General features: G+C 42.7%; 21 protein-coding genes. 11 read left to right on the top strand and 10 right to left on the bottom strand.

Going from position 1 to position 19,157, the window contains the following annotated elements:
• The first annotated feature begins 158 nt into the window (after positions 1-158).
• The 4 genes from CS562_RS13090 to CS562_RS13075 all read left to right on the top strand — a co-directional run bounded on the left by CS562_RS13090 (position 159) and on the right by CS562_RS13075 (position 3,995).
• Positions 159-1,379, top strand: a complete 1,221-nt coding sequence (locus tag CS562_RS13090) for an MFS transporter (protein ID WP_099856193.1) — start codon at positions 159-161, stop codon at positions 1,377-1,379.
• A gap of 426 nt (positions 1,380-1,805) precedes the next feature.
• A complete protein-coding gene (locus CS562_RS13085) occupies positions 1,806-3,017 on the top strand; it encodes an MFS transporter (protein WP_099856191.1) in 1,212 nt (403 codons plus the stop codon).
• Positions 3,018-3,052: 35 nt separating this feature from the next.
• Positions 3,053-3,412, top strand: a complete 360-nt coding sequence (locus CS562_RS13080) for a GIY-YIG nuclease family protein (protein WP_099856189.1) — start codon at positions 3,053-3,055, stop codon at positions 3,410-3,412.
• Positions 3,413-3,515: 103 nt separating this feature from the next.
• Complete coding sequence (locus CS562_RS13075; protein ID WP_076289188.1) at positions 3,516-3,995, top strand: DUF6530 family protein; 480 nt, start codon at positions 3,516-3,518, stop codon at positions 3,993-3,995.
• A 92-nt stretch (positions 3,996-4,087) separates the two neighbouring features.
• Here CS562_RS13075 and CS562_RS13070 read toward each other — a convergent pair whose 3' ends face one another.
• Complete coding sequence (locus CS562_RS13070; RefSeq protein ID WP_076289189.1) at positions 4,088-4,501, bottom strand: MerR family transcriptional regulator; 414 nt, start codon at positions 4,499-4,501, stop codon at positions 4,088-4,090.
• Between the two features lie 179 nt (positions 4,502-4,680).
• Here CS562_RS13070 and CS562_RS13065 point away from each other — a divergent pair, with 179 nt between their 5' ends.
• Positions 4,681-5,721 carry an NAD(P)-dependent alcohol dehydrogenase gene (locus tag CS562_RS13065; RefSeq protein ID WP_076289190.1) on the top strand — a complete coding sequence of 347 codons (1,041 nt, stop codon included), beginning with the start codon at positions 4,681-4,683 and terminating at the stop codon, positions 5,719-5,721.
• A 145-nt stretch (positions 5,722-5,866) separates the two neighbouring features.
• On the opposite strand, the gene CS562_RS13060 is transcribed toward CS562_RS13065, so the two are convergent.
• From CS562_RS13060 to CS562_RS13030, 7 genes are all read right to left on the bottom strand, one after another.
• The gene (locus CS562_RS13060; protein WP_099856729.1) at positions 5,867-6,613 is read right to left on the bottom strand and encodes an SDR family oxidoreductase; all 747 of its coding nucleotides are present in this window, start codon (positions 6,611-6,613) and stop codon (positions 5,867-5,869) included.
• Positions 6,614-6,655: 42 nt separating this feature from the next.
• Complete coding sequence (locus CS562_RS13055; RefSeq protein WP_076289191.1) at positions 6,656-7,051, bottom strand: cupin domain-containing protein; 396 nt, start codon at positions 7,049-7,051, stop codon at positions 6,656-6,658.
• Positions 7,052-7,072: 21 nt separating this feature from the next.
• On the bottom strand, positions 7,073-7,390 hold the full coding sequence (locus tag CS562_RS13050) for a carboxymuconolactone decarboxylase family protein (RefSeq protein ID WP_099856187.1): 318 nt from the start codon (positions 7,388-7,390) through the stop codon (positions 7,073-7,075).
• 36 nt (positions 7,391-7,426) lie between these two features.
• Positions 7,427-8,158, bottom strand: coding sequence for a dihydrofolate reductase family protein (locus CS562_RS13045; protein WP_180287118.1), 732 nt, complete (start codon positions 8,156-8,158; stop codon positions 7,427-7,429).
• Positions 8,159-8,449: 291 nt separating this feature from the next.
• Positions 8,450-9,280: a carbohydrate ABC transporter permease gene (locus CS562_RS13040; protein ID WP_076289194.1), complete on the bottom strand. Its 831-nt coding sequence runs from the start codon at positions 9,278-9,280 to the stop codon at positions 8,450-8,452.
• 1 nt (position 9,281) lies between these two features.
• Positions 9,282-10,154 carry a carbohydrate ABC transporter permease gene (locus tag CS562_RS13035; RefSeq protein WP_076289195.1) on the bottom strand — a complete coding sequence of 291 codons (873 nt, stop codon included), beginning with the start codon at positions 10,152-10,154 and terminating at the stop codon, positions 9,282-9,284.
• Positions 10,155-10,222: 68 nt separating this feature from the next.
• Positions 10,223-11,530 carry an ABC transporter substrate-binding protein gene (locus tag CS562_RS13030; RefSeq protein ID WP_076289359.1) on the bottom strand — a complete coding sequence of 436 codons (1,308 nt, stop codon included), beginning with the start codon at positions 11,528-11,530 and terminating at the stop codon, positions 10,223-10,225.
• Between the two features lie 212 nt (positions 11,531-11,742).
• Here CS562_RS13030 and CS562_RS13025 point away from each other — a divergent pair, with 212 nt between their 5' ends.
• The 4 genes from CS562_RS13025 (at position 11,743) to CS562_RS13010 (ending at position 17,044) form a co-directional block, all read left to right on the top strand.
• Positions 11,743-13,506: a cache domain-containing sensor histidine kinase gene (locus CS562_RS13025; RefSeq protein ID WP_099856183.1), complete on the top strand. Its 1,764-nt coding sequence runs from the start codon at positions 11,743-11,745 to the stop codon at positions 13,504-13,506.
• Between the two features lie 18 nt (positions 13,507-13,524).
• Positions 13,525-15,033, top strand: a complete 1,509-nt coding sequence (locus tag CS562_RS13020) for a response regulator transcription factor (RefSeq protein ID WP_076289197.1) — start codon at positions 13,525-13,527, stop codon at positions 15,031-15,033.
• Positions 15,034-15,227: 194 nt separating this feature from the next.
• A complete protein-coding gene (paiA, locus tag CS562_RS13015; RefSeq protein ID WP_099856182.1) occupies positions 15,228-15,743 on the top strand; it encodes a spermidine/spermine N(1)-acetyltransferase in 516 nt (171 codons plus the stop codon).
• A 167-nt stretch (positions 15,744-15,910) separates the two neighbouring features.
• The gene (locus CS562_RS13010) at positions 15,911-17,044 is read left to right on the top strand and encodes a serine hydrolase domain-containing protein (RefSeq protein ID WP_099856180.1); all 1,134 of its coding nucleotides are present in this window, start codon (positions 15,911-15,913) and stop codon (positions 17,042-17,044) included.
• Between the two features lie 125 nt (positions 17,045-17,169).
• On the opposite strand, the gene CS562_RS13005 is transcribed toward CS562_RS13010, so the two are convergent.
• The gene (locus CS562_RS13005; RefSeq protein WP_218642255.1) at positions 17,170-18,114 is read right to left on the bottom strand and encodes a DMT family transporter; all 945 of its coding nucleotides are present in this window, start codon (positions 18,112-18,114) and stop codon (positions 17,170-17,172) included.
• Between the two features lie 167 nt (positions 18,115-18,281).
• On the opposite strand from CS562_RS13005, the gene CS562_RS13000 reads away from it, so the two are divergent.
• Together CS562_RS13000 and CS562_RS33425 are read left to right on the top strand one after the other, a co-directional pair.
• Positions 18,282-18,671 carry a MepB family protein gene (locus tag CS562_RS13000; RefSeq protein WP_257219473.1) on the top strand — a complete coding sequence of 130 codons (390 nt, stop codon included), beginning with the start codon at positions 18,282-18,284 and terminating at the stop codon, positions 18,669-18,671.
• A complete protein-coding gene (locus tag CS562_RS33425; RefSeq protein WP_257219472.1) occupies positions 18,656-18,772 on the top strand; it encodes a MepB family protein in 117 nt (38 codons plus the stop codon). The genes CS562_RS13000 and CS562_RS33425 overlap by 16 nt, the downstream gene beginning before the upstream one ends.
• Before the next feature lie 10 nt (positions 18,773-18,782).
• On the opposite strand, the gene CS562_RS12995 is transcribed toward CS562_RS33425, so the two are convergent.
• On the bottom strand, positions 18,783-19,094 hold the full coding sequence (locus CS562_RS12995) for a YbjQ family protein (protein WP_099856178.1): 312 nt from the start codon (positions 19,092-19,094) through the stop codon (positions 18,783-18,785).
• Positions 19,095-19,157 lie beyond the last annotated feature (63 nt).

Raw genomic sequence — 19,157 nt, 5'->3', positions numbered from 1 at the left:
GATTGTCGCTTAGCATGTCTGACAGTACAATTTCACTATTCAATAATATGTACTATATATCGAATTGAAGGGATGTGAAAGCAAAATCTGTTAAGAAAGGAATCCATTTAAGAAAATGAAACGTTTGCAACATTAGAGAGAAATGTGAGGGCTTATTTTTGACTAGAAAAAGAGAAAATTTACTTATTTTAACACTTACATTGGTTAGCTTTGTATTGGGTACAACCGAATACGTAATTGTGGGCGTATTGAAGGAAATCGAAACTTATATGAAAGTGTCACTGGCTGCCGCAGGCGCGCTCGTATCTGGCTTTGCTATTGCCTATGCGATCGGAACACCGTTTGCCGTTGCTTTCTTGGCCAGAATTCCCCGAAGAAACTCCATTTTAATCGGGTTTGCAGTCGTGCTTGCCTTGAACGTACTTACCATTTTCTCAACGACGTTCTATTCCTTGATGGTTATTCGGGTCGTTTCAGCCGTAGCATGCGGACTTACGATATCGCTTTCGATCTCGATTGCAAGCGATGCAGTTAACCGGGAACGGAGAGGGGAAGCGATTGCCTGGATACTGGGTGGCTTTTCCATTGCCAATGTGCTTGGCGTTCCGCTCGGAACCTTCATCGGACAGCATCTGAACTGGTCCATGACGTTTGTTGTTACAGCAGGCATTGGGGTTGTGCCATTCATATTCATGTTCCGGATTCTTCCGCGACAAACGACGACCATTGCGGGTTCATTCAGTGATCAGATGGCGCTATTTATGAAGCCGCGCATATTGCTGGCCTGCTTGATTCCGGTTCTTGGAAACAGTTGTATTTTTGTGATTTTCACTTATATTACTCCTTTGCTGGGGAACTCCATGGGTGTACCTGCACGTTGGATTAGCGCTGTACTCCTTATCTACGGTGCCTGCAGCATACTGAGCAACTGGATCGGTGCCAAAATAGCCAAAGGAGATTTCTTGCCCAAGCTCAAATGGCTTTTCGTCATTCAAGCTGCAATCTTTCTGGGACTCAGCTTCACCGTGTCTCACCTGTGGTTGGGCTTGGCGTTCCTGTTCATGATCGGTTGCCTGTCATCATCCATGAGCGCAGCGTCCCAGCTCTATCTGTTCGACGTCTCCGGAGCGATCGCGCCGAATTCCAGACCGTTTGCGTCCACATTGCTACCCGTGGCAGCAAACGTAGGGATAGCACTCGGTTCCGGAATTGGCGGGCTTGCTGTCAATTTAGGTGGTTTAAACTGGGTGCCACCAGTAGCTGTGCTACTAGCTCTGATGGCTTTTGTGATCACAGCGATCTGCCAGCGGTCCATTCAATTAAAGCCGGAGGGAGCCACTGCTCCTAAAGTAGATTATTCGATTCCAAGTCCTAATTAGTAGCCCCTGAAGTCTGATTCTCTGGTCCACAAGTGTGACTTCATTGAGTGTAAGCAATTTGAAAAGACATATCATACATGTTCGAGCACGGAAAGCCGCTAATTTAGCGGCTTTTTTTGTTTTATTGGATACATTTCTAGCACAAAAATTATTGTGAAAATAAGCTGAACAGCACCTTTTTCCCATGGATCACTTTTTGTTCAAAAGCAGAATTGAAAAGGAAGCATTCAAAAAAACGGTTGACGAAGGAAGATATCCTGTATAGAATGAAGCCGTGATTTAGTAAATTAGTAATTTAGTAAATTACTAAATCAAAAGTTGGGGAATAGGAGGAATAAAAATGAAAGAAGCAGTTGCTTTATGATGGAATGAATACTGAAAGGCTGCGAACGTTAGCAAAAATCTTAAAGGATATGGGGTATTAACATGTTTGCCAATCCATATGTTCGAACAATTATCCTTTCCCGGGTGCTCTTGCAGCTCGGAATTTGGATCCGTAATTATGCGGTGCTTCTTTATGTTTCCGAATTGACGCATAATAATCCGGTTGATATTTCATTGATTTCGGTAGCGGAATTTTCACCGATCTTTATATTTGGTCTGATTGGCGGTACCTTTGCCGATCGATGGCGGCCGAAAAAAACAATGGTATGGAGCGATTTATTATCAGGTTTGTCCGTTGCCGTTGTATTGCTTGCAGTCATAAATGGTGGATGGGTTGCACTTCTGATTGGGTCTTTCGTTTCTGCCAGCTTGTCACAGTTTTCTCAGCCTTCCGCGATGAAACTGTACAAACGGCATGTACCAGCCGAACAATTGCAGGGTGTTATGGCGATGTCCCAAACGCTTGTTGCTGTCTTTATGGTTTTGGGGCCAGTCATCGGCACGTTTATTTTCCTTAAGTTTGGCATTAGCGTATCCCTCATCCTAACAGCGGTCATGTTTCTGGGCTCTTCGCTTGTATTATTATCGCTTCCCCGAGATGTAGAGGAGGAGAAATCAGGGAATCGTGGCGGCTTCGTTAAAGAGCTCACGGATGGCCTGCGTTATATCGGGGCAAATAAATCCTTGAGAACACTGGGATTAACCTTTTCGGCAGTTGGTTTGGCATCAGGATTGACTCAGCCGCTTCAGCTCTTTCTTGTCATTGAAAATTTGGGTCAGGATAAAGAATTCTTACAATGGCTCGTAATGGCAAATGGGGCGGCCATGTTGGTCGGAGGTGCTGTAATTATCGGGATCGCTAAAAAAGTAAAGCCACAGTTACTGCTTTTAGTCGGCTTACTTGTTAATGCGATCTGTACGGTCGGAATGGGCGCATCAACACAAATTTGGTTAACCATTATTCTGCTCGTAATCAGCGGATTGTTCTTCCCGTGTATCCAAGGTGGGATTCAGACGCTTCTTGTGCGGAATACGGAAGGGGCATTTATTGGCCGGGTGTCCGGAGCGATCATGCCGATTTTTATGGGAATGATGGTGGTTGGCATGCTTACCTCCGGGTATCTCAAGGATACGTTTTCCCTGCTTAGTGTATTTATAGCGAGTGGTGTTTTTGTGATTATTGGTGCGCTACTATTGCTCCCTATTGTCATTGAAAGAAGAAATAAAGTTGCCGAGGGAACTCCATCACTATGACGGAAAGAGAATTGAAACGATAAGGAGATAGAGAGATGGATATGAATAAGCGCAGGGAGCTACTGGAGGAATATAAGCAGATCAAGACGTATATGGGCGTAGCCCAAATTAAAAACAAAGTAAACGGAAAAATCTATATCGACAGCTATCCCAACTTGAAAAACAAATGGTTTACTCTGCAGATGCAGCTGGATCAAGGAAGATTTGCGAATGCCGAGTTACAAAAAGAATGGAGAGAATTCGGAGAAGAGGCATTCACTTATGAGGTACTGGAACAGAAGGACATCGATAAGGTGACGGATATACGTTGGGAACAAAAACAAATCCTGAAGCCGTGGTTTCAGAAGTTACAGCCTTACGGAGACAAGGGCTATAATAGACCTCCAAAGAATTAAATCATGTAACAGGAAACTGATTTGACTAACGGTTAAAATCAAGATAAGATGAAACCGTCGTTTAGTAAATTAGTAAAAAAGGTAAACGGAATGAGGGAATAAATTGAAAATACCTACAACGTTAAAACATAAACCTGTTGTCGTATCGGATAATTATGAAAAGGTTGACGGCCGTATGGCCGGAAACACGGACGCAAAAGGTCTTTCCCTGGGATTGGCCCAGTGGAACGATAGAGGAAAGGTTGATATTTCAGCCAAAGTATGGAGATATACCGGAGAAAAGTGGTCCAGACAATCTGAAGAACTGCCTCTCCATCGTGTGCTGGATTTGTCCATTCTGATCTGTCGGTCCTTGGAACATTTTCGTGAGGCCTATAGATATGAGAATTTATATGACCCAGAGCAGCCTGTCATCGATCGTGTTGGCCTACAAGGGGATGCAATGTCCGTGGAGATCTGTACGGACAATGAGAGAATAAATGAAGATATTAAACTGTTCAGCCAAGCTTTGAGTGATGACGATGAAATGATCGGCGAGCGTTTGCGTACATTATCCAAAATATTAAAGGATATGGGTTATTAACAATATAACGTCAAGCTAAAGTGGATTGAACAAAAAGAGCCTAAACGTCTATAGACGTTTGGGCTCTTTTTTGTGAGTTAAATATAACGATTTTAGTTAGCAATGAAGTTCCCCATTCGATTGCTTTTATGAATCTCTTCCGTTCCAGCATCGAGAGCAGTCCTGTAATATGCACGTTTATGTTCAATAACTTCCATAGTCTTTCTAAGTTCTTCCATTTGTGCTTCTACACTAGCCTTACGTTCGGTAAACATGTCATATCGCTCCTGCAAGGTGGAGTCACCCTCGGAACACCATGCAATAAAATCTTTGATATCCTTGATCGGCATCCCGGTAGATTTCAGACATTGAATGATCTTTAAAAAATCGATGTCTGATTCTTTGAAGTTTCGAGCTCCGCCAGGGGTACGTTCTACAAAGGGCATGAGTCCTTCCTTGTCGTAGTAACGCAATGTATATACGGTTAGATTCAATTCTTTAGCAACTTCGCTAATTGAATATGTCATTTATGTTCCTCTTTTCGTACTAATATAGACTTCGAGCTAACTCTAATTTCTTTTGGGATTTTACCACGCAGGTTGTAGGATGTCAAAATCTCAAAAGACATTTGACCTAGAGTTAACTAGAGGGATTAAGATAGTTTTGCAAGAGAAAAGGAAGAATGACAATCTTAGGAGGTTTTATGATGATAACTGCTAAAGCACGAGCTGTTGACGGTCCGGACCAATCATTCCGGGCGGCTGAGATTAAACGACGCGATCTGGATTTGCACGATGTTCTGATCGAGATTAAATATGCCGGTATTTGCCACTCTGACATCCATACTGCTCACGGCGAATGGGGTCCCGTAAACTATCCGCTCGTACCTGGACATGAGATTGCAGGAATTGTCACCGATGTAGGAGCCGAAGTTTCAAAGTACAAAGTTGGTGACCGAGTAGGGGTGGGGTGCATGGTTGATTCCTGTGGCGAATGTGAGAACTGCCGCCAAGGAGAAGAGCAGTACTGTCTCAAAGGAAATGTTCCTACCTACGCGGGTGTCGATAAGTACGGCGAACCTACACAAGGTGGGTACTCCACTCACATCGTCGTAACCGAAGAGTTCATCGTTCGTATTCCGGACAACATCGAGCTGGATGTCGCTGCCCCTCTACTATGTGCAGGTATTACAACATACTCGCCGCTAAATCATTGGGGAGCGGGACCAGGTAAAAAAGTAGCGGTTGTAGGTCTGGGTGGACTGGGTCATATGGCTGTCAAAATTGCACATGCCATGGGCGCAGAAGTAACTGTTCTATCACAATCATTGAAGAAAAAAGAGGATGGTTTGCAATTCGGGGCAGATCATTACTATGCCACAAGTGAACCTGATACGTTCGCAAAACTCGCCGGGTCTTTTGATCTGATTATTAACACGGTAAGTGCAAATATCGACATCAATGCTTATTTCTCACTGCTCACACTGGATGGCACGCTGGTAAATGTGGGTGCTCCTGGAGAGCCGTTGGCAGTGAATGTGATGTCCCTTATCGGTCACCGTCGCTCATTTGCAGGTTCAATGATCGGGGGCATCCGTGAGACTCAGGAAATGCTTGATTTCTGTGCAGAACATAGTATCGTTCCTATGATCGAAGTCATTTCAGCTGACCAAATTGACGAGGCATACCAACGTGTATTAGCTTCAGATGTGAAGTACAGATTCGTGATTGACACTAGCACAATTTAAATTGTGTTATAATAGATTGTATGGGCCTTTACCATTTGAACTGCAACTATAAAAACAGAAAATCCAATCGCTCATAACATTGCGATTGGATTTTCTGTTGTATTAATGATACGACGAATTTATCAAAATATCGAGAATCATACCACTAACCCACTTGAACCGTTGGGCGAATGATCATTTCATTAATCGCTACATCCGATGGTTGCTCGATTGCAAATGCGATTGCACGTGCGATGTGATCTGCATCAATAGCGGATTTGTAGAACTCATCTAAACCTGCTTTGGACTCAGGATCACTTGTCGTTTCCAGTAACTCGCTGCTGACAGCGCCTGGAGAAATATTGGTGACTCTGATATTTGTGCCGCTCATGGCTTCTTCCTGGCGCAAGCCTTCGGAGATGGCTGTGACGGCATGTTTCGTTCCACAGTATACGGTTCCACCTGGATATATGTTATGTCCGGCAACAGAGGAAAGGTTCAAAATATGACCTGATTTCTGTTCTCTCATAGACGGAAGAACTGCTGCAATAGCATAGAGGACACCCTTAATGTTTACATCGATCATATTGTCCCATTCATCAACTTTTTTCTTGAAAAGAAAGGCTTGAGGCATGCTTCCTGCATTGTTGATTAGAACATCAATTTTTTCAAATTCGCTTAGTACATATTCAGCCAAATCTTCCATTTGAGTATGCGAAGTCACATCTGTTGGTTTGATAATAGCGTGACCACCATTGTTCCGAATTTCTCTTTGCAATTGTACTAAACGTTCTTCCCGGCGAGCTGCCAATACCAGCTTGGCTCCTTTCGAAGCAAGAACTTTCGCGGTAGCTTCTCCAATCCCACTGGATGCTCCCGTAAGAATTACAACTTTACCCGCAATATTAGACATATTCAATTTCATTCCTTTCATTTAGATACAGATTCCTTCGCCTTAGAGCGCGTTGTACCACTCATCATTCACAGGCTCTAACCATTCCGTTTGTCCTGGTGTCATAGCCAGATGCACAAACCAGCTTTCGGCTGTTGCCCCATGCCAGTGCTTAACGTTCGGAGCGATATTTACAACATCTCCGGTTTTAAGTAATTGTGCAGGTTTACCCTCTTCCTGGTACCAGCCTTCACCACCTGTAACAAGTAACACTTGACCTACAGCGTGTGAATGCCAATTATTGCGTGCTCCTGGCGCAAAAGTGACATTTCCAATGCTAGTGTTTAGTGGAGTTTCATCTGTAAAAACCATCTCCAGATACGCGTCTCCAATAAAATTGGCTTCTACTTTTTTTCCCAGCGGGAAGATGGTGCTATTACTCAAATGTTCGTTTGTCATAATGGTTCCCTACTTTCTATTTTATTTAAAAATATCTTTTGCAATATTGAACGCAGACCATGCCTTAGGCCAGCCCACATAGAAGGAAAGGTGAGTAATCATTTCGGACACTTCATTACGAGTTACTCCATTTTCCTTTGCTTTATGAAGGTGTGGGGTTAATTGTTCGAAATTTCCACCGGCAATAAGTGCAGAGACGGTAATCATACTGCGATCATGACTAGATAATTCTTCTACTCGTGACCATACCTCGCCAAATAGAATATCGTCATTCAACTCTGCAAATTTGGGGGCGAAGTCACCCAATATATCTCGTCCAGCAGTTTGTTTTTTTTCCATAGCTATGTGATCCTCCATTCGTTGTACATTTAAGAATTATTTAGAATTTCCTTCTACTCGATAAGTCATCCACAATCCGTTATGTTCCATTGGTTCGACTCTTATCAATTCAAAATGAACGGGGAAGGTTTCTTTGAAACTCGAACTATTCTCAAACATGGTCAAAGCTGGAGAGCTTGCCTCTGCAAAAGGAACGAATACGAGACTCAGCTCATCGATCAAACCTTCGTTCAGGAAAGAACCGTTTAAGACACCGCCGCCTTCAAGCAGTAATCGATCGATGGAGAACAATGCTTTCAATTTTTTAACAACCGTCACAACGTTCAGCTCTTTCGTTCCACCAAAGATATAAGAGATGCCCAATTCTTGCAGATATGCGAGATAAGCATCGGGAACTTCTTCAGTCAGGACTTCAATGATGTGATCCGTTGTTCTGTTGCCATTCTCTTGAGATATATAATTGTGGTTCCAAGCCAATTTGCCGTGTTGATCTATAGCGACGGCATAAGTTTCAACGTCTTTCTGCGCAATATAGTCCGTTCGAGGAATGGGGGACTGCTTGTCTTGATTGGATGGAGGAATATATTCATGTGCAAAATGCTCTTGCATCGTGATTCGTCCGCACATCCAAGCATTACACTCGTAGCGGTCATGGATACGTTCATACTCATGAATGAAGTAGGCTGACCGATCATCTTCCAGAAAATCCCCGATAATTTTGCCATCCAACGAACTAAGCATATGACAAATCGTATAGGGTCTGTCCATCGTAGCATCTCCTTTCAACATGAATGGATTGCATGGGATAAAATGAATGGCATCCATTACTGTAGTAACACTGATGTGTAATTTAAATTTACATTTATACAGTAATGAACATCTATCTATTATTATATAAGGGAGAAATGTATAATCAATTGTTAGATTCATTGAATTTGTTCAGAAATAAACAAAGAAGTGTGTATTGTAAATAAACGTCAAGATAGTATGACAAAAAAACGCTTTGGGAGTTGATTTCCCAAAAGCGTCCTAAGTTTATTTCTATTTAAATACCAATGGTCACCCTTTGACTGCACCTGCAGTAAGTCCGCTAACGATATATTTCTGTCCAAACAAGTAGAGGATAAACACAGGAAGTGAAGTCAGTACAAGATTTGCAAAAATCAAATTCCAATCGCGGCTGTATTTGCCGTAAAAATTATAGATCGAAAGCGGCATAGTCCACGTTGAACTATTCGTAAGGAAGTACACCGGAATCGTAATATCATTCCATACCGACATAAACACCATGATCGCTACCGTTGCGTTAACGGGCAGAATGAGCGGTGTAACAATACGGAAAAACACGCCGAATACGCTGGCACCTTCCAGAAACGCGACCTCGTCCAGCGCTTTTGGAATGGTTTTGATAAATCCGCTGTACAAAAATACGCTAAAAGCGGTATTAAGCGCAGCATAAATCAGGATGACACTAGATATGCTGCCGTAAAACCCCAATCCCTGTACGACCCGAATCGTCGTAATGATCGACATCGGCGCAATCAGTCCCATGAAAAAATACATATATATTGTGTTTGAAAGTTTTGTGTCCCGGCGTGCCAGAATGAAGGATGCTGCTGAGGAAGCCACAATGTTGATAATGGACGAGATCCCTGTAATCCAGATGCTGTTCAGGAATGCTCGGGACAGACCGCCTTCTTCAAATACTCGGACATAGTTTGAAAACTGCCATTTATCCGGCAAACTCAAGGAGAAGCTGAGTACTTCAGCGCTCGTTTTAAACGAACCTAATATTAGAATCACCAGAGGCAACAGAATGAGCAGAGAGGCGAGGAGCAGAAATCCTTCAACAACATAGTTGCGAATAGCGAGTTTGCGTGTATATCCCATGTTATTCCGTAACCTCCTTGCGCCGCATGAAAATCAATAGCGGTATAGCAATAATCGTGACCGCCACAAACAGAAGTGTGTTGACTGCGGTACCAAGTCCCCAGTTTCCTTCGCCGAAGGAGCGGAGAATAATTGTTCCCACAACTTGTGAAGCGTTGCCTGGACCTCCGCCAGTCATGACATACACTTCCGAGAATACTTTAAGCCCACCAATCAGCGTCAACATCAGATTAATATTGATGGCTGGCAGCAAAAGGGGCAGTGTAATTTTGAAAAAACTTTTCCAGGAGCTTGCTCCATCAATCGTAGCGGCTTCATAGTATTCTTGAGAAATGGATTGTAAACCAGCCAGATAGATGGCCATTTGGAATCCGGCGCTTTGCCAGATGGATACTATGGCAATCGTCCAGATGACAAGGGAAGGATTGGTCAACCAAGCCTGGCTCAACGAATGTAATCCGACTGCTTCCAATACACGATTGATTGTACCTTCTGTACGCAGCATTGGTGTGAACAAGATGCTGATGACCAGAATGCTCAGTATGGAAGGGGAGTAGAAAATTGCGCGCAGCAGGTTCTTCGTTTTTAATCTCATATTTAGGGCTACGGCTAATAGCAGACCAATAATATTTTTGCCAGCAACCGTAACAACGGCAAAAATTGCCGTATTTTTAAGCGCCAAAATAAGCGTTTTGTCTGAGAAAATTTTCTCGAAATTGTCCCATCCGATAAACTTCAGATCAATTCGATCCAGACGCCAATCCGTAAAGGAGTAGTAGAAAGCAGCAATTGCTGGAATGACAAAAAAGATAGAGTAGATGAGTAGTGCCGGAAATACCATGTAATACGAATATAAATTTTTAGCCCTTTTCATGTCTCACACTCCGTTATGGCTAGGCAGCACATCATTCAGGAATGACATGCTGCCCTGTATTTCATTTCTTAGAAACCGGAAACGCCTTTATCCTGCATCAGTTGACTGAACTTCTCATCCCAGGATTTCAGAACTTCCTCCGGAGTCAAACCGCCAGCGAATTGATCCTGTAACAGTCTGTATAGCTCACTTCGATCTACCAGCATGTAAGCATCCGTGGTCAACACAGTTTTCTTGGGCAGGATGTAATTGTCGACGATATCCTGTTTGTAAGCAGGTAACTCCGGTGTAGTAACGTCGCTAAAATTGGATACATAGCCCTTGGAATCGACGATCTGTTGCGCAATTTCCTTGGAGGCGATAAAGTCCAGGAACTGTTTGGCTTCATCCAAATGCTTAGCCTTTTTCGGAATGAACAGCTGTCCTCCAAGCGGACTTGCACCCAGTTTGGCATCATCGGAAGACGGAATTGGGAATACGCCGAGTTCCATGCTTGGATCCTGTTCTGCTACGCCTTCGATTAACCAATCTCCCATAAACATCATGGCGACTTCCTTGTTCAGGAATTTGCCAACCGCCATGTCATAGCTGTCGCTCAGCACATCCGTATTGGTATACCCCTTGGTGTAGACTTCGTATTGCTGCTGCAAAAATGTTTTGAACTCGGGAATATCGGACCATTTTCTTTTGTTGCTGTTGAGTTCATCAAAAAAAGACGGATCATTTTTGGCTACAAAATCGGCAAATGCTGCCGCTGGCCAAATGTTCGCAGCCCATGCATCTTTATAGGGCATGAATACAGGGGTGATGCCGCCAGCTTTAATTTTTTCACAGATCGCCAAAAATTGTTCGTAACTTGTAGGGATGGACAGACCAAGGTCAGCAAAAATCTGTTTGTTGTACACGACGCCTTGCATGCCCGTATCTTGGCTGACATGGAAGCTGTAGATATGACCGGCAGCGGAAAGTACATCTTTGTTTACAATTCTGCTGGCCCAGGACTCGTTATCCAGTATTTCGAAATTGCGCTCAAGATTCAAATCCGTAACCGCACTGGCCAAATTGTATTGAATGATGTCGGGCGTTTCGTCTACAGCCAGCTTGGTTTGCAGTACGGTCGTTGTTTGCTCAGCCGGAATGAGCTGCAGATTAACAGAAATATGGGTCTGTTTTTCAAATTCATCGAGAATATCCTGCTGGATAAAGGCAGAATCCTGTGAACTCTTCGAAATGGCCAATTCCAGTGTGACCTTGCTGTTCTTATTTCCACTGCTTGCAGACGTATCAGAATCAGTGCCACCTGATCCGCAAGCGGTCAGTGAGATGGACAACAAGCTCGCCAGTACAATGGATGCTGCTTTTTTTCTTTTATGCATGTTCAACGTAAATCCCCCTCTGAAACATGTAATGAATCCGTTTACAAATTCAATTATAAAATCCACTTCTTCTCCGGTACATGTCTGTGCTTGAATATTTATGTGTAAAATCCTGAACTTGAAATCGCTATCATTTCATTCGAACCCATGCTACATTAAGACATGATCCAGACGAGTTTCACAGCATGACAAGACAGGAGGCTTCCCGAAGCATGGGTAAATTTAAACATAGAGCCACACAATTCAGCTTGCAGACAAAAGTATTATTGACATTTCTCGCCCTTCTTTTGTTCGTGCTGGGCTGCTTTATCGTTTATGTGAACCTTGTCGTTATCCGCCCGCTTACACAAAAGACAGAGGAGGATATACTGGTCACTGCCACAAAGGTACGAGAACAGGTTGACCTATACGTAGAGCAGCAAAACCAGATGTCCCAGCGCATATTGTCCAATAAGGACATCTTCGCAACGATGGACAAGAGCTCTTCAGCACCAAGCAATTATGAAAGACTGAAGCAGATTCGGAAACTAAAAGATATCATGTTTCAGGCTATTGGCCCCAGCATGAACATCAAGGACATGTCCATTTATGATAAACAAGGTGTGCTGCTCACATCGTATCTGGGTTCAGGGCATCCTCCAACAATGTTAAGTGCCTTAACGGAAAAAAGTAGAAGTGGACGAGAGTGGACAGGGAACGGTTTTATTCTGCTTCGAGATGCAGACACGATCTCCTTTGTCCGTACGGTCAACGATCAGAATGGCAAGTTATACGGATATCTTAGTATTCAAATGGATCAAGCTTACATTCAAAACCTTACGGAAGGAATTACTGCGGGAGATGTATTCATTTTGAACAAGCAAGGTGAGCAAATGACTGGCTTGGAAATGAGAAAGAACGAATTGGAGTGGAAAGAACCATTATCCGACGAAGGACTGGCAGTTGATGAACAAAATAATTACGTTACGCATTCTACATCTCACCAGACGGGTTGGATTACTTTTATAATAACGCCGAAAGATTCGGTATTAGGCTCGATCCGTTCCGTACAAAGCATGTCCATTTTGCTGATTACGGCCTTAATGCTCATTTCTTTCGTGTACATTTTCTTCTCCACACGCAACCTGTTGCTTCCCATTCGTAAGCTTCGCAGCCAGATTTGGCGCATCAACTACAGCAATATGAAGCTGAAAGTTGATGAACGACCTAAAAATAACGACCTGCTGCTGTTGAATGAAGCTTTTCAGGACTTGATGGAACGTTTACAGCAATCCATTGATCGTGAGAAGAAGGCGTTACATGAAGAAGTCACTGCGCGGAATTCCGCATTACAAGCTCAGATCGCTCCCCATTTTCTTCATAACGTCCTTTATTTGATCAGTATTGCTGCTCAAGAGGGGAGAAGCCAGGTCGTGTCCGATATGTGCAAACATCTGTCAGACAGTTTACGTTATATTGTTTCATCTCCCTATGCACATGTGACGATGACGGATGAGCTTGAGCATACAAGACATTACTTGTCGTTGGTACAACAAAAGTATGAAGAAGATTTGGAATGGAACATCGATGCTGATGAACTGACGAGTGAAATCCGGCTGCCGCGGCTGGTCATTCAGCCTTTTGTTGAAAACTGTATTGAGCACGCTTTCTTTAATACCACACCTCCCTGGCGTATCCAAATTACCGTGAAGCAGTATAACGGATTATGGGCATTGGAGATCAAAGATAACGGAGAGGGCTTCCAGCCAAACAAAATAGAAGAGATTTTGTCCAATATACAGAAGTCCGGCTCCGGAATGAATCAAACCCCTGATCGTCAGACAGCTCTTGGCAACATGGGGATCGTCAATAGCGTGAATCGACTTAAACTGATGTATAGCAATCGGCTTTTATTTAACATCTACAACAATCATTCAGACAAGGAAAAAGGAGCAACCATTCAAATCATCGGATCGATGACGAGGGATTTTTACTGAGCACAGGAGGGATAGACTATGTACAATATCATGATCGTTGAGGATAGCAAACCTATATTGCGCAATATTAAAATGCTGTTGGATAAGCTGGATTTTCCCATTCACGTGGCAGTTACGGCCACAAATGGGGAAGAGGCGTTAGAAGCACTTCAGAAGCAGCCTATCGATCTCCTGTTGACAGACATTCGAATGCCCAAGATGGATGGCTTATCACTAATTGAGCAGGCGAAGCTTGCCCAGCCTGAATTGAGGGTCATTCTAATTAGCGGGTATAGCGATTTTGAATATACACGAAAAGCATTGAATTTGCAGGTGTTCGACTATTTGCTGAAGCCCGTCGAGCCTGAGGCGCTGGAGGAAGTCATGGGCAGAGTTATTAAACAGCTTGAACAATCGAGGTCTAGGTACTTCCATGAGCTGCAGGAGATCGTTGATCCCCATAGTTATGCTGAACTTAAGCCAGGAGACCATGCTGCTTTTTTGGCCCAAATGATGATCATTCTGCGCAGGCAGCCCTTCACCTCGGAACGGGAACGATGGGGACAAAAGACATTACAGGCTTCTTTAGAAGATTTTTTTGCTCCTCGTCCATGTAAAGTGTTTCTAAGTCAAACTCCGCAGCAATTCATCGTTTTTGTAAACAGGGGGATTCTTGATTTGTATTCTTCTGTACATGAGTGTCTCGAATCGTTGCGCCGTCATTTAGATGTACAAGGTATGGACACTACAATCGCGGGGCAGCTGCTATGGTCTCAAGATGCAAATCTGTCTGAGCTTTATCATCAAATATCGTCCATCTTATCGATTCACCAGCGATTGAACAATGGATTGGTGCTGGATAGCGGAAATCCGGTTTCCATAACAAGAACTGAAGCAGGTTGTCTGGATTCCACACTGGAGTTGGCTTTTGTCCACATGATACAAGCTCGTCAGAAGGAGCAGTTTGCCCTTAAGCTGTCCGAGTTGATGAATCGATGGACGGAGGATAACGTACATGTGAAAGAATTGGAACGATTTATCAATTTAGTAGTGGATACATTCGCACATTTGGTTGAAGAGCAAGGGGCGGGAATTAGGCTTGGTTTGGAGCTTAGAGCAAAAAAACTGTTCGATGAAGAAACATATGGTGATTTCTGCCGTGAATTAACGGAATGGATTGGACAATGTTTTGATATGCTTCAATCCCATGGTCGGAAAAGCAGAGAAGATCTGTTTATGCAAATGGATGAGTACATCAAACGGAACAAGTACACCCAAATATCCATCAATGACATTGCAATGAAGTTTCACGTCAGCCCCTCCTACGTTAGCAGAGTCATTAAAAAAGTAACGCAAGTCACATTTGTTCAGTATTATACAAAGCTTAGAATCAAGGAAGCATGCAGACTAATGGAATGTCAACCGGATATGAAGTTTAAGGAGTTATCAGATCTGTTATCGTTCAGTGATCAGCATTATTTCTCCAAGGTGTTTAAGGAATATACAGGACTTAGTCCGACAGAATATAAAGAAATACTGCTTAAATAGACTGACCGAGGAAAACTTATTAAACATTCCGAAAACGTTTGCTACGTATTTTAATCTGCCTGGTCTCATTATTTTATGTTGCAAACTATACAAATTTGGAGTAGATTAAAAATATAATAAATGTTGTATTTGCAACAAAAAACTGAACTCTTTTCAAATAAGTAATTGATTCATAGAAGGAGAGATATATCAGAATGACAGTGGAAATAAGAGCATGCAGTCACGAGGATTTACTAAAATTACAAGAAATAAGTATAGAAACATTCAACGATACATTCAAAGATCAGAATTCCCTTGACAATATGAGGGCCTATCTCGAAAGAGCATTTAACGCTAAACAGTTGGAAGCCGAGTTATCTAATAGCTGTTCAGACATCTTCTTCGTCTACTACAATGATGAACTTGCCGGATATCTAAAAGTGAACAGAGATGGCGCCCAATCCGAACAAATGAGTGATGTTTCACTCGAAATTGAGAGGATTTATATCAGGAATAAATTCCAAAAGCACGGACTAGGTAAATATCTGCTAAATAAAGCGATGGATACGGCACTGGAACACAAAAAGAAGGAAATCTGGCTCGGAGTATGGGAAAAGAATGACAATGCCATTGCTTTTTACAAGAAGATGGGATTTGTGCAAACGGGCTCACACTCTTTTTATATGGGGGACGAGGAACAAATCGATTTTATCATGGTCAAGACACTCTAGTAATCGTACCGATTCTAAAATCGGTACAGATTGTCGAAAAGTTGCTTTCTATTAGATATGGTCAATGCATGTGAATGGTCGTATATTAATACTATGTGGGTCATGTGTATGAACACAGATCCACTATGTGCATTGATAAACGATTCTACATAGAAGGACGGGGAAATATGGACTTTAAACCGCTTGCGTCATTTATTGACCGCATCACATCATGGAGAATTCCGTGGGCAGAAGTCCTAGTGATGCATCAAAATGATACCGTTTTCCGTTACCGGAATGGTTACGCCAATCTGGAGGAGCAAACGCCCATCGGCGAGGGGGCGATCTTTAATCTCTACTCCATGACGAAAATTATGACCTGTGTGGCAGCACTTCAACTTGTAGAGAGAGGGCAAATGCTGCTGAGCGATCCGGTATCTGATTATCTGCCGGAATATGCCGAGATGACGGTGAAGAAAACTTTATCGAGCGGCGAGGTCAGATTGGAAAAAGCGACAAAGGCGATTACAGTACGCGACTTGTTTACGATGACTGCCGGGTTCTCCTATGATGTTGGCTCGCCAAGCATTCAGGAAGCTGTGCAGAGCACCAACGGAATATTATCGACAAGAGACTTCGCGAAAGCGCTTGCCAAGGAACCGCTTCTGTTTGAGCCAGGTACGCATTGGAACTATAGCATGTGTCACGATGTGCTCGGAGCTTTGGTGGAGGTTGTGAGTGGCAGACGTTTTGGTAAATATCTGCAAGAAGAAATTATCGGACCGCTAGGTATGAACGATACGGCATTCGACCTGAACGAGGAACAGCAGACTCGCCTGATTCCGCAGTATGCTTACAATGATGAGCTTGAAAAAGCCGTACGAATGGACGGAAACGGATTCCGGGTAGGCACGGATTTGGAGAGCGGCGGTGCCGGACTATTGTCCACCGTTAGCGACTATGCACTGTTTCTTAGTGCGCTGACGGGAAAAGGAACAAGTCCAAATGGCGTTCGCATTCTGTCACAGGCTTCAATTGAGCTGATGCGCACAGACCATCTGAACGATCTGACCCGTAATGATTATTCCTGGGATCATATGGGCGGGTATGGTTATGGGCTGGGTGTACGTACACATATCTCCAAAGCGGGCAGCGGTTCGTTAAGCCCAATTGGTGAATTCGGATGGAGTGGTGCTGCCGGCTGCATGGCCATTATTGATCCAGACTCTGAACTTACGGTTATGTATGCGCAGCATCTGCTGAACAATCAGGAGCCTTATGTTCATCCCCGCTTGCGTAATGTTGTTTACTCCTGTTTGTAGTGCGAAAAGTTGAGACTTAAATACAAAAAAAGGTCGCTCATTAGCGACCTTTTCTTGTATTTAGAGAGTACGGTCTTGTACCAAATCTTAGGTGGGGAGTCCCCATTCGTTTGGAAAGAAAAATATTATTTTGTTGAGATTACTCTATTGACCATATAAATACCGATGGATACAAAGAGCAATGCAATTAGGTTTTTGAATTCCAAAATCGTTTCTCCCAAAAACAACGCCGATAGCAATGCACCAAATACAGGGATAAGGAAGTTATACACAGATACTTTTCCCACTTTGTTGTATTTCAGAAGTAGATTCCACAAACAAAATGCGGCTGATGAAAGCAAAACTAAGTAAATCAAGATACCCGTTGATTCAAGTGTAAAATGTGTAACCCGGCCGCCAAGCAGGAGTCCCAATATGGTGAGTGCCAGTCCGCCGACAAACAAGCTAACTCCGGTAATAACCAGGACGTCGATGGAGCCTGTTAAGTGCTTTGCATAGATGGCCGTAATGGAAAAAATAAGAGCCGCAATAATAACGAAACCTTCACCTGTGAGAGAGAAGGAGAATTCCAGCAGATTGGAGTGGAAATTTACAATAATTACACCAATAAATCCTAGCAAACAGCCGACTATTTTATTTTTGCTCAGTTTATCATTTTTATATAAAAAATGTGCTAGAACCACACTGAAAAAGGTCGTTGTCGCATTCATAATCGAACCTTTGACACCTGTCGTATTGGCTACACCCACATAAAAAAACATATACTGCAGACCCGTTTGGAACATGCCAAGCAATATTAAGCTTGAAAATTGTCGTCCAGACAGTTCAAATTTCCGTTTACTAATGACACGAAACAAGAATAGAAGCAGTAATCCTGCTAAAATAAATCGATAACCTGCAAATACAAATTTGGATGGAATATCTTCTGCCAAGATATCAAAAGCACTATATCCAAGCTTAATAAACGGGTAGGCACTCCCCCATAACAAGCAACATAAACTTGCAACTAGTGTCACAAATAAAGGATCACTAAACTTGTTCGGGTTCTCCAATGCTTTTATTTCATTCACTTTCAATCTTCTCCTCGCATGATATGTAAATGTGTACGGGCTGATCGCACCTCACTGACCATATCACAAACTGCGAGTAGCTGTAACAAAAAAATGAAAGTTCCGTTTCATAAACATACTTAGAGGCTATAATTAACGTCGAAAAAAATGATTGAGGGGATGAGAGCATGTTTAAATCTAAAGAGCTAATAGATAGCTTACTTGCTAACTTTGATAATATAGAGATTACAAACATCATTGAAGAAAAGCATAATAGAGAATATGAAGGAATGATTATCTATATTGGAAATTATACATATCGAAGTCGACTCGCCAAATTAACTCCTAAGAAAAAAGGGTTTTTTGTTGTATTTTGGGAAAAGGATGAAAACAATCAAAATCAACCGTACTCCTTTTTCGAAAGTCCAGACAAACTAATAATCTCAATTATGAATGGAGATATGAAGGGACAGTTTGTTTTTCCAAAATCTAAATTACTCGAAAAAGGAATTTTGAAAAACGAGGACACTAAAGGGAAGATGGCTATTAGAGTTTACCCCTCTTGGGAAAAGAGTTAAATAAATCAGCTGCGCAAACACAAAAGTGGCAGCAAGAATATTTTATTGATTTATCTGATGGAATAGATGACCAAAAATTAATAGACTTATATTTTGGTTAGGTTTGAATGCTTAGATAATAACTGCCGTTCCGCTGACAGCGACCATGAGCATACCTTGACGAACAACTTCGTAGTTCAGATCCACACCGATTACGGCATTGGCTCCCATCTGTGCGGCTTGCTTGGTCATTTCTTCAAAGGCAGCGTCTCTTGCTTCTCTTAGCTTGTTTTCATAGGTACGAGAACGGCCCCCTAGAAGATCTCTAAATGAAGCGAGAAAGTCTCTCCCGACATTGGCAGCGATGATGACTTCACCTGTTGCTACGCCGATATACTGCCTGACCGGGGAACCTTCAACTATTGCTGTTGTTGTAATAATCAAATGTTTTCCTCCTAAAATAAAATAGATTTGTCGCCAATCAGGTTTCTCATTTCCTATGCTAAC

This window comes from Paenibacillus sp. LK1, from assembly GCF_002750415.1.
Lineage (GTDB): Bacteria > Bacillota > Bacilli > Paenibacillales > Paenibacillaceae > Paenibacillus > Paenibacillus taichungensis.
Note: the sequence above shows the minus strand (reverse complement) of the source record. Positions and strands in the feature narration are given on the sequence as shown.

Coding starts and splice junctions, on each gene's coding strand:
- CS562_RS13085 (WP_099856191.1), top strand. CDS start 1,806: ATGTTTGCCAATCCATATGTTCGAACAATTATCCTTTCCCGGGTGCTC.
- CS562_RS13080 (WP_099856189.1), top strand. CDS start 3,053: ATGGATATGAATAAGCGCAGGGAGCTACTGGAGGAATATAAGCAGATC.
- CS562_RS13070 (WP_076289189.1), bottom strand. CDS start 4,501: ATGACATATTCAATTAGCGAAGTTGCTAAAGAATTGAATCTAACCGTA.
- CS562_RS13065 (WP_076289190.1), top strand. CDS start 4,681: ATGATAACTGCTAAAGCACGAGCTGTTGACGGTCCGGACCAATCATTC.
- CS562_RS13060 (WP_099856729.1), bottom strand. CDS start 6,613: ATGTCTAATATTGCGGGTAAAGTTGTAATTCTTACGGGAGCATCCAGT.
- CS562_RS13055 (WP_076289191.1), bottom strand. CDS start 7,051: ATGACAAACGAACATTTGAGTAATAGCACCATCTTCCCGCTGGGAAAA.
- CS562_RS13050 (WP_099856187.1), bottom strand. CDS start 7,390: ATGGAAAAAAAACAAACTGCTGGACGAGATATATTGGGTGACTTCGCC.
- CS562_RS13045 (WP_180287118.1), bottom strand. CDS start 8,158: ATGGACAGACCCTATACGATTTGTCATATGCTTAGTTCGTTGGATGGC.
- CS562_RS13040 (WP_076289194.1), bottom strand. CDS start 9,280: ATGGGATATACACGCAAACTCGCTATTCGCAACTATGTTGTTGAAGGA.
- CS562_RS13035 (WP_076289195.1), bottom strand. CDS start 10,154: ATGAAAAGGGCTAAAAATTTATATTCGTATTACATGGTATTTCCGGCA.
- CS562_RS13030 (WP_076289359.1), bottom strand. CDS start 11,530: ATGCATAAAAGAAAAAAAGCAGCATCCATTGTACTGGCGAGCTTGTTG.
- CS562_RS13025 (WP_099856183.1), top strand. CDS start 11,743: ATGGGTAAATTTAAACATAGAGCCACACAATTCAGCTTGCAGACAAAA.
- CS562_RS13020 (WP_076289197.1), top strand. CDS start 13,525: ATGTACAATATCATGATCGTTGAGGATAGCAAACCTATATTGCGCAAT.
- paiA (WP_099856182.1), top strand. CDS start 15,228: ATGACAGTGGAAATAAGAGCATGCAGTCACGAGGATTTACTAAAATTA.
- CS562_RS13010 (WP_099856180.1), top strand. CDS start 15,911: ATGGACTTTAAACCGCTTGCGTCATTTATTGACCGCATCACATCATGG.
- CS562_RS13000 (WP_257219473.1), top strand. CDS start 18,282: ATGTTTAAATCTAAAGAGCTAATAGATAGCTTACTTGCTAACTTTGAT.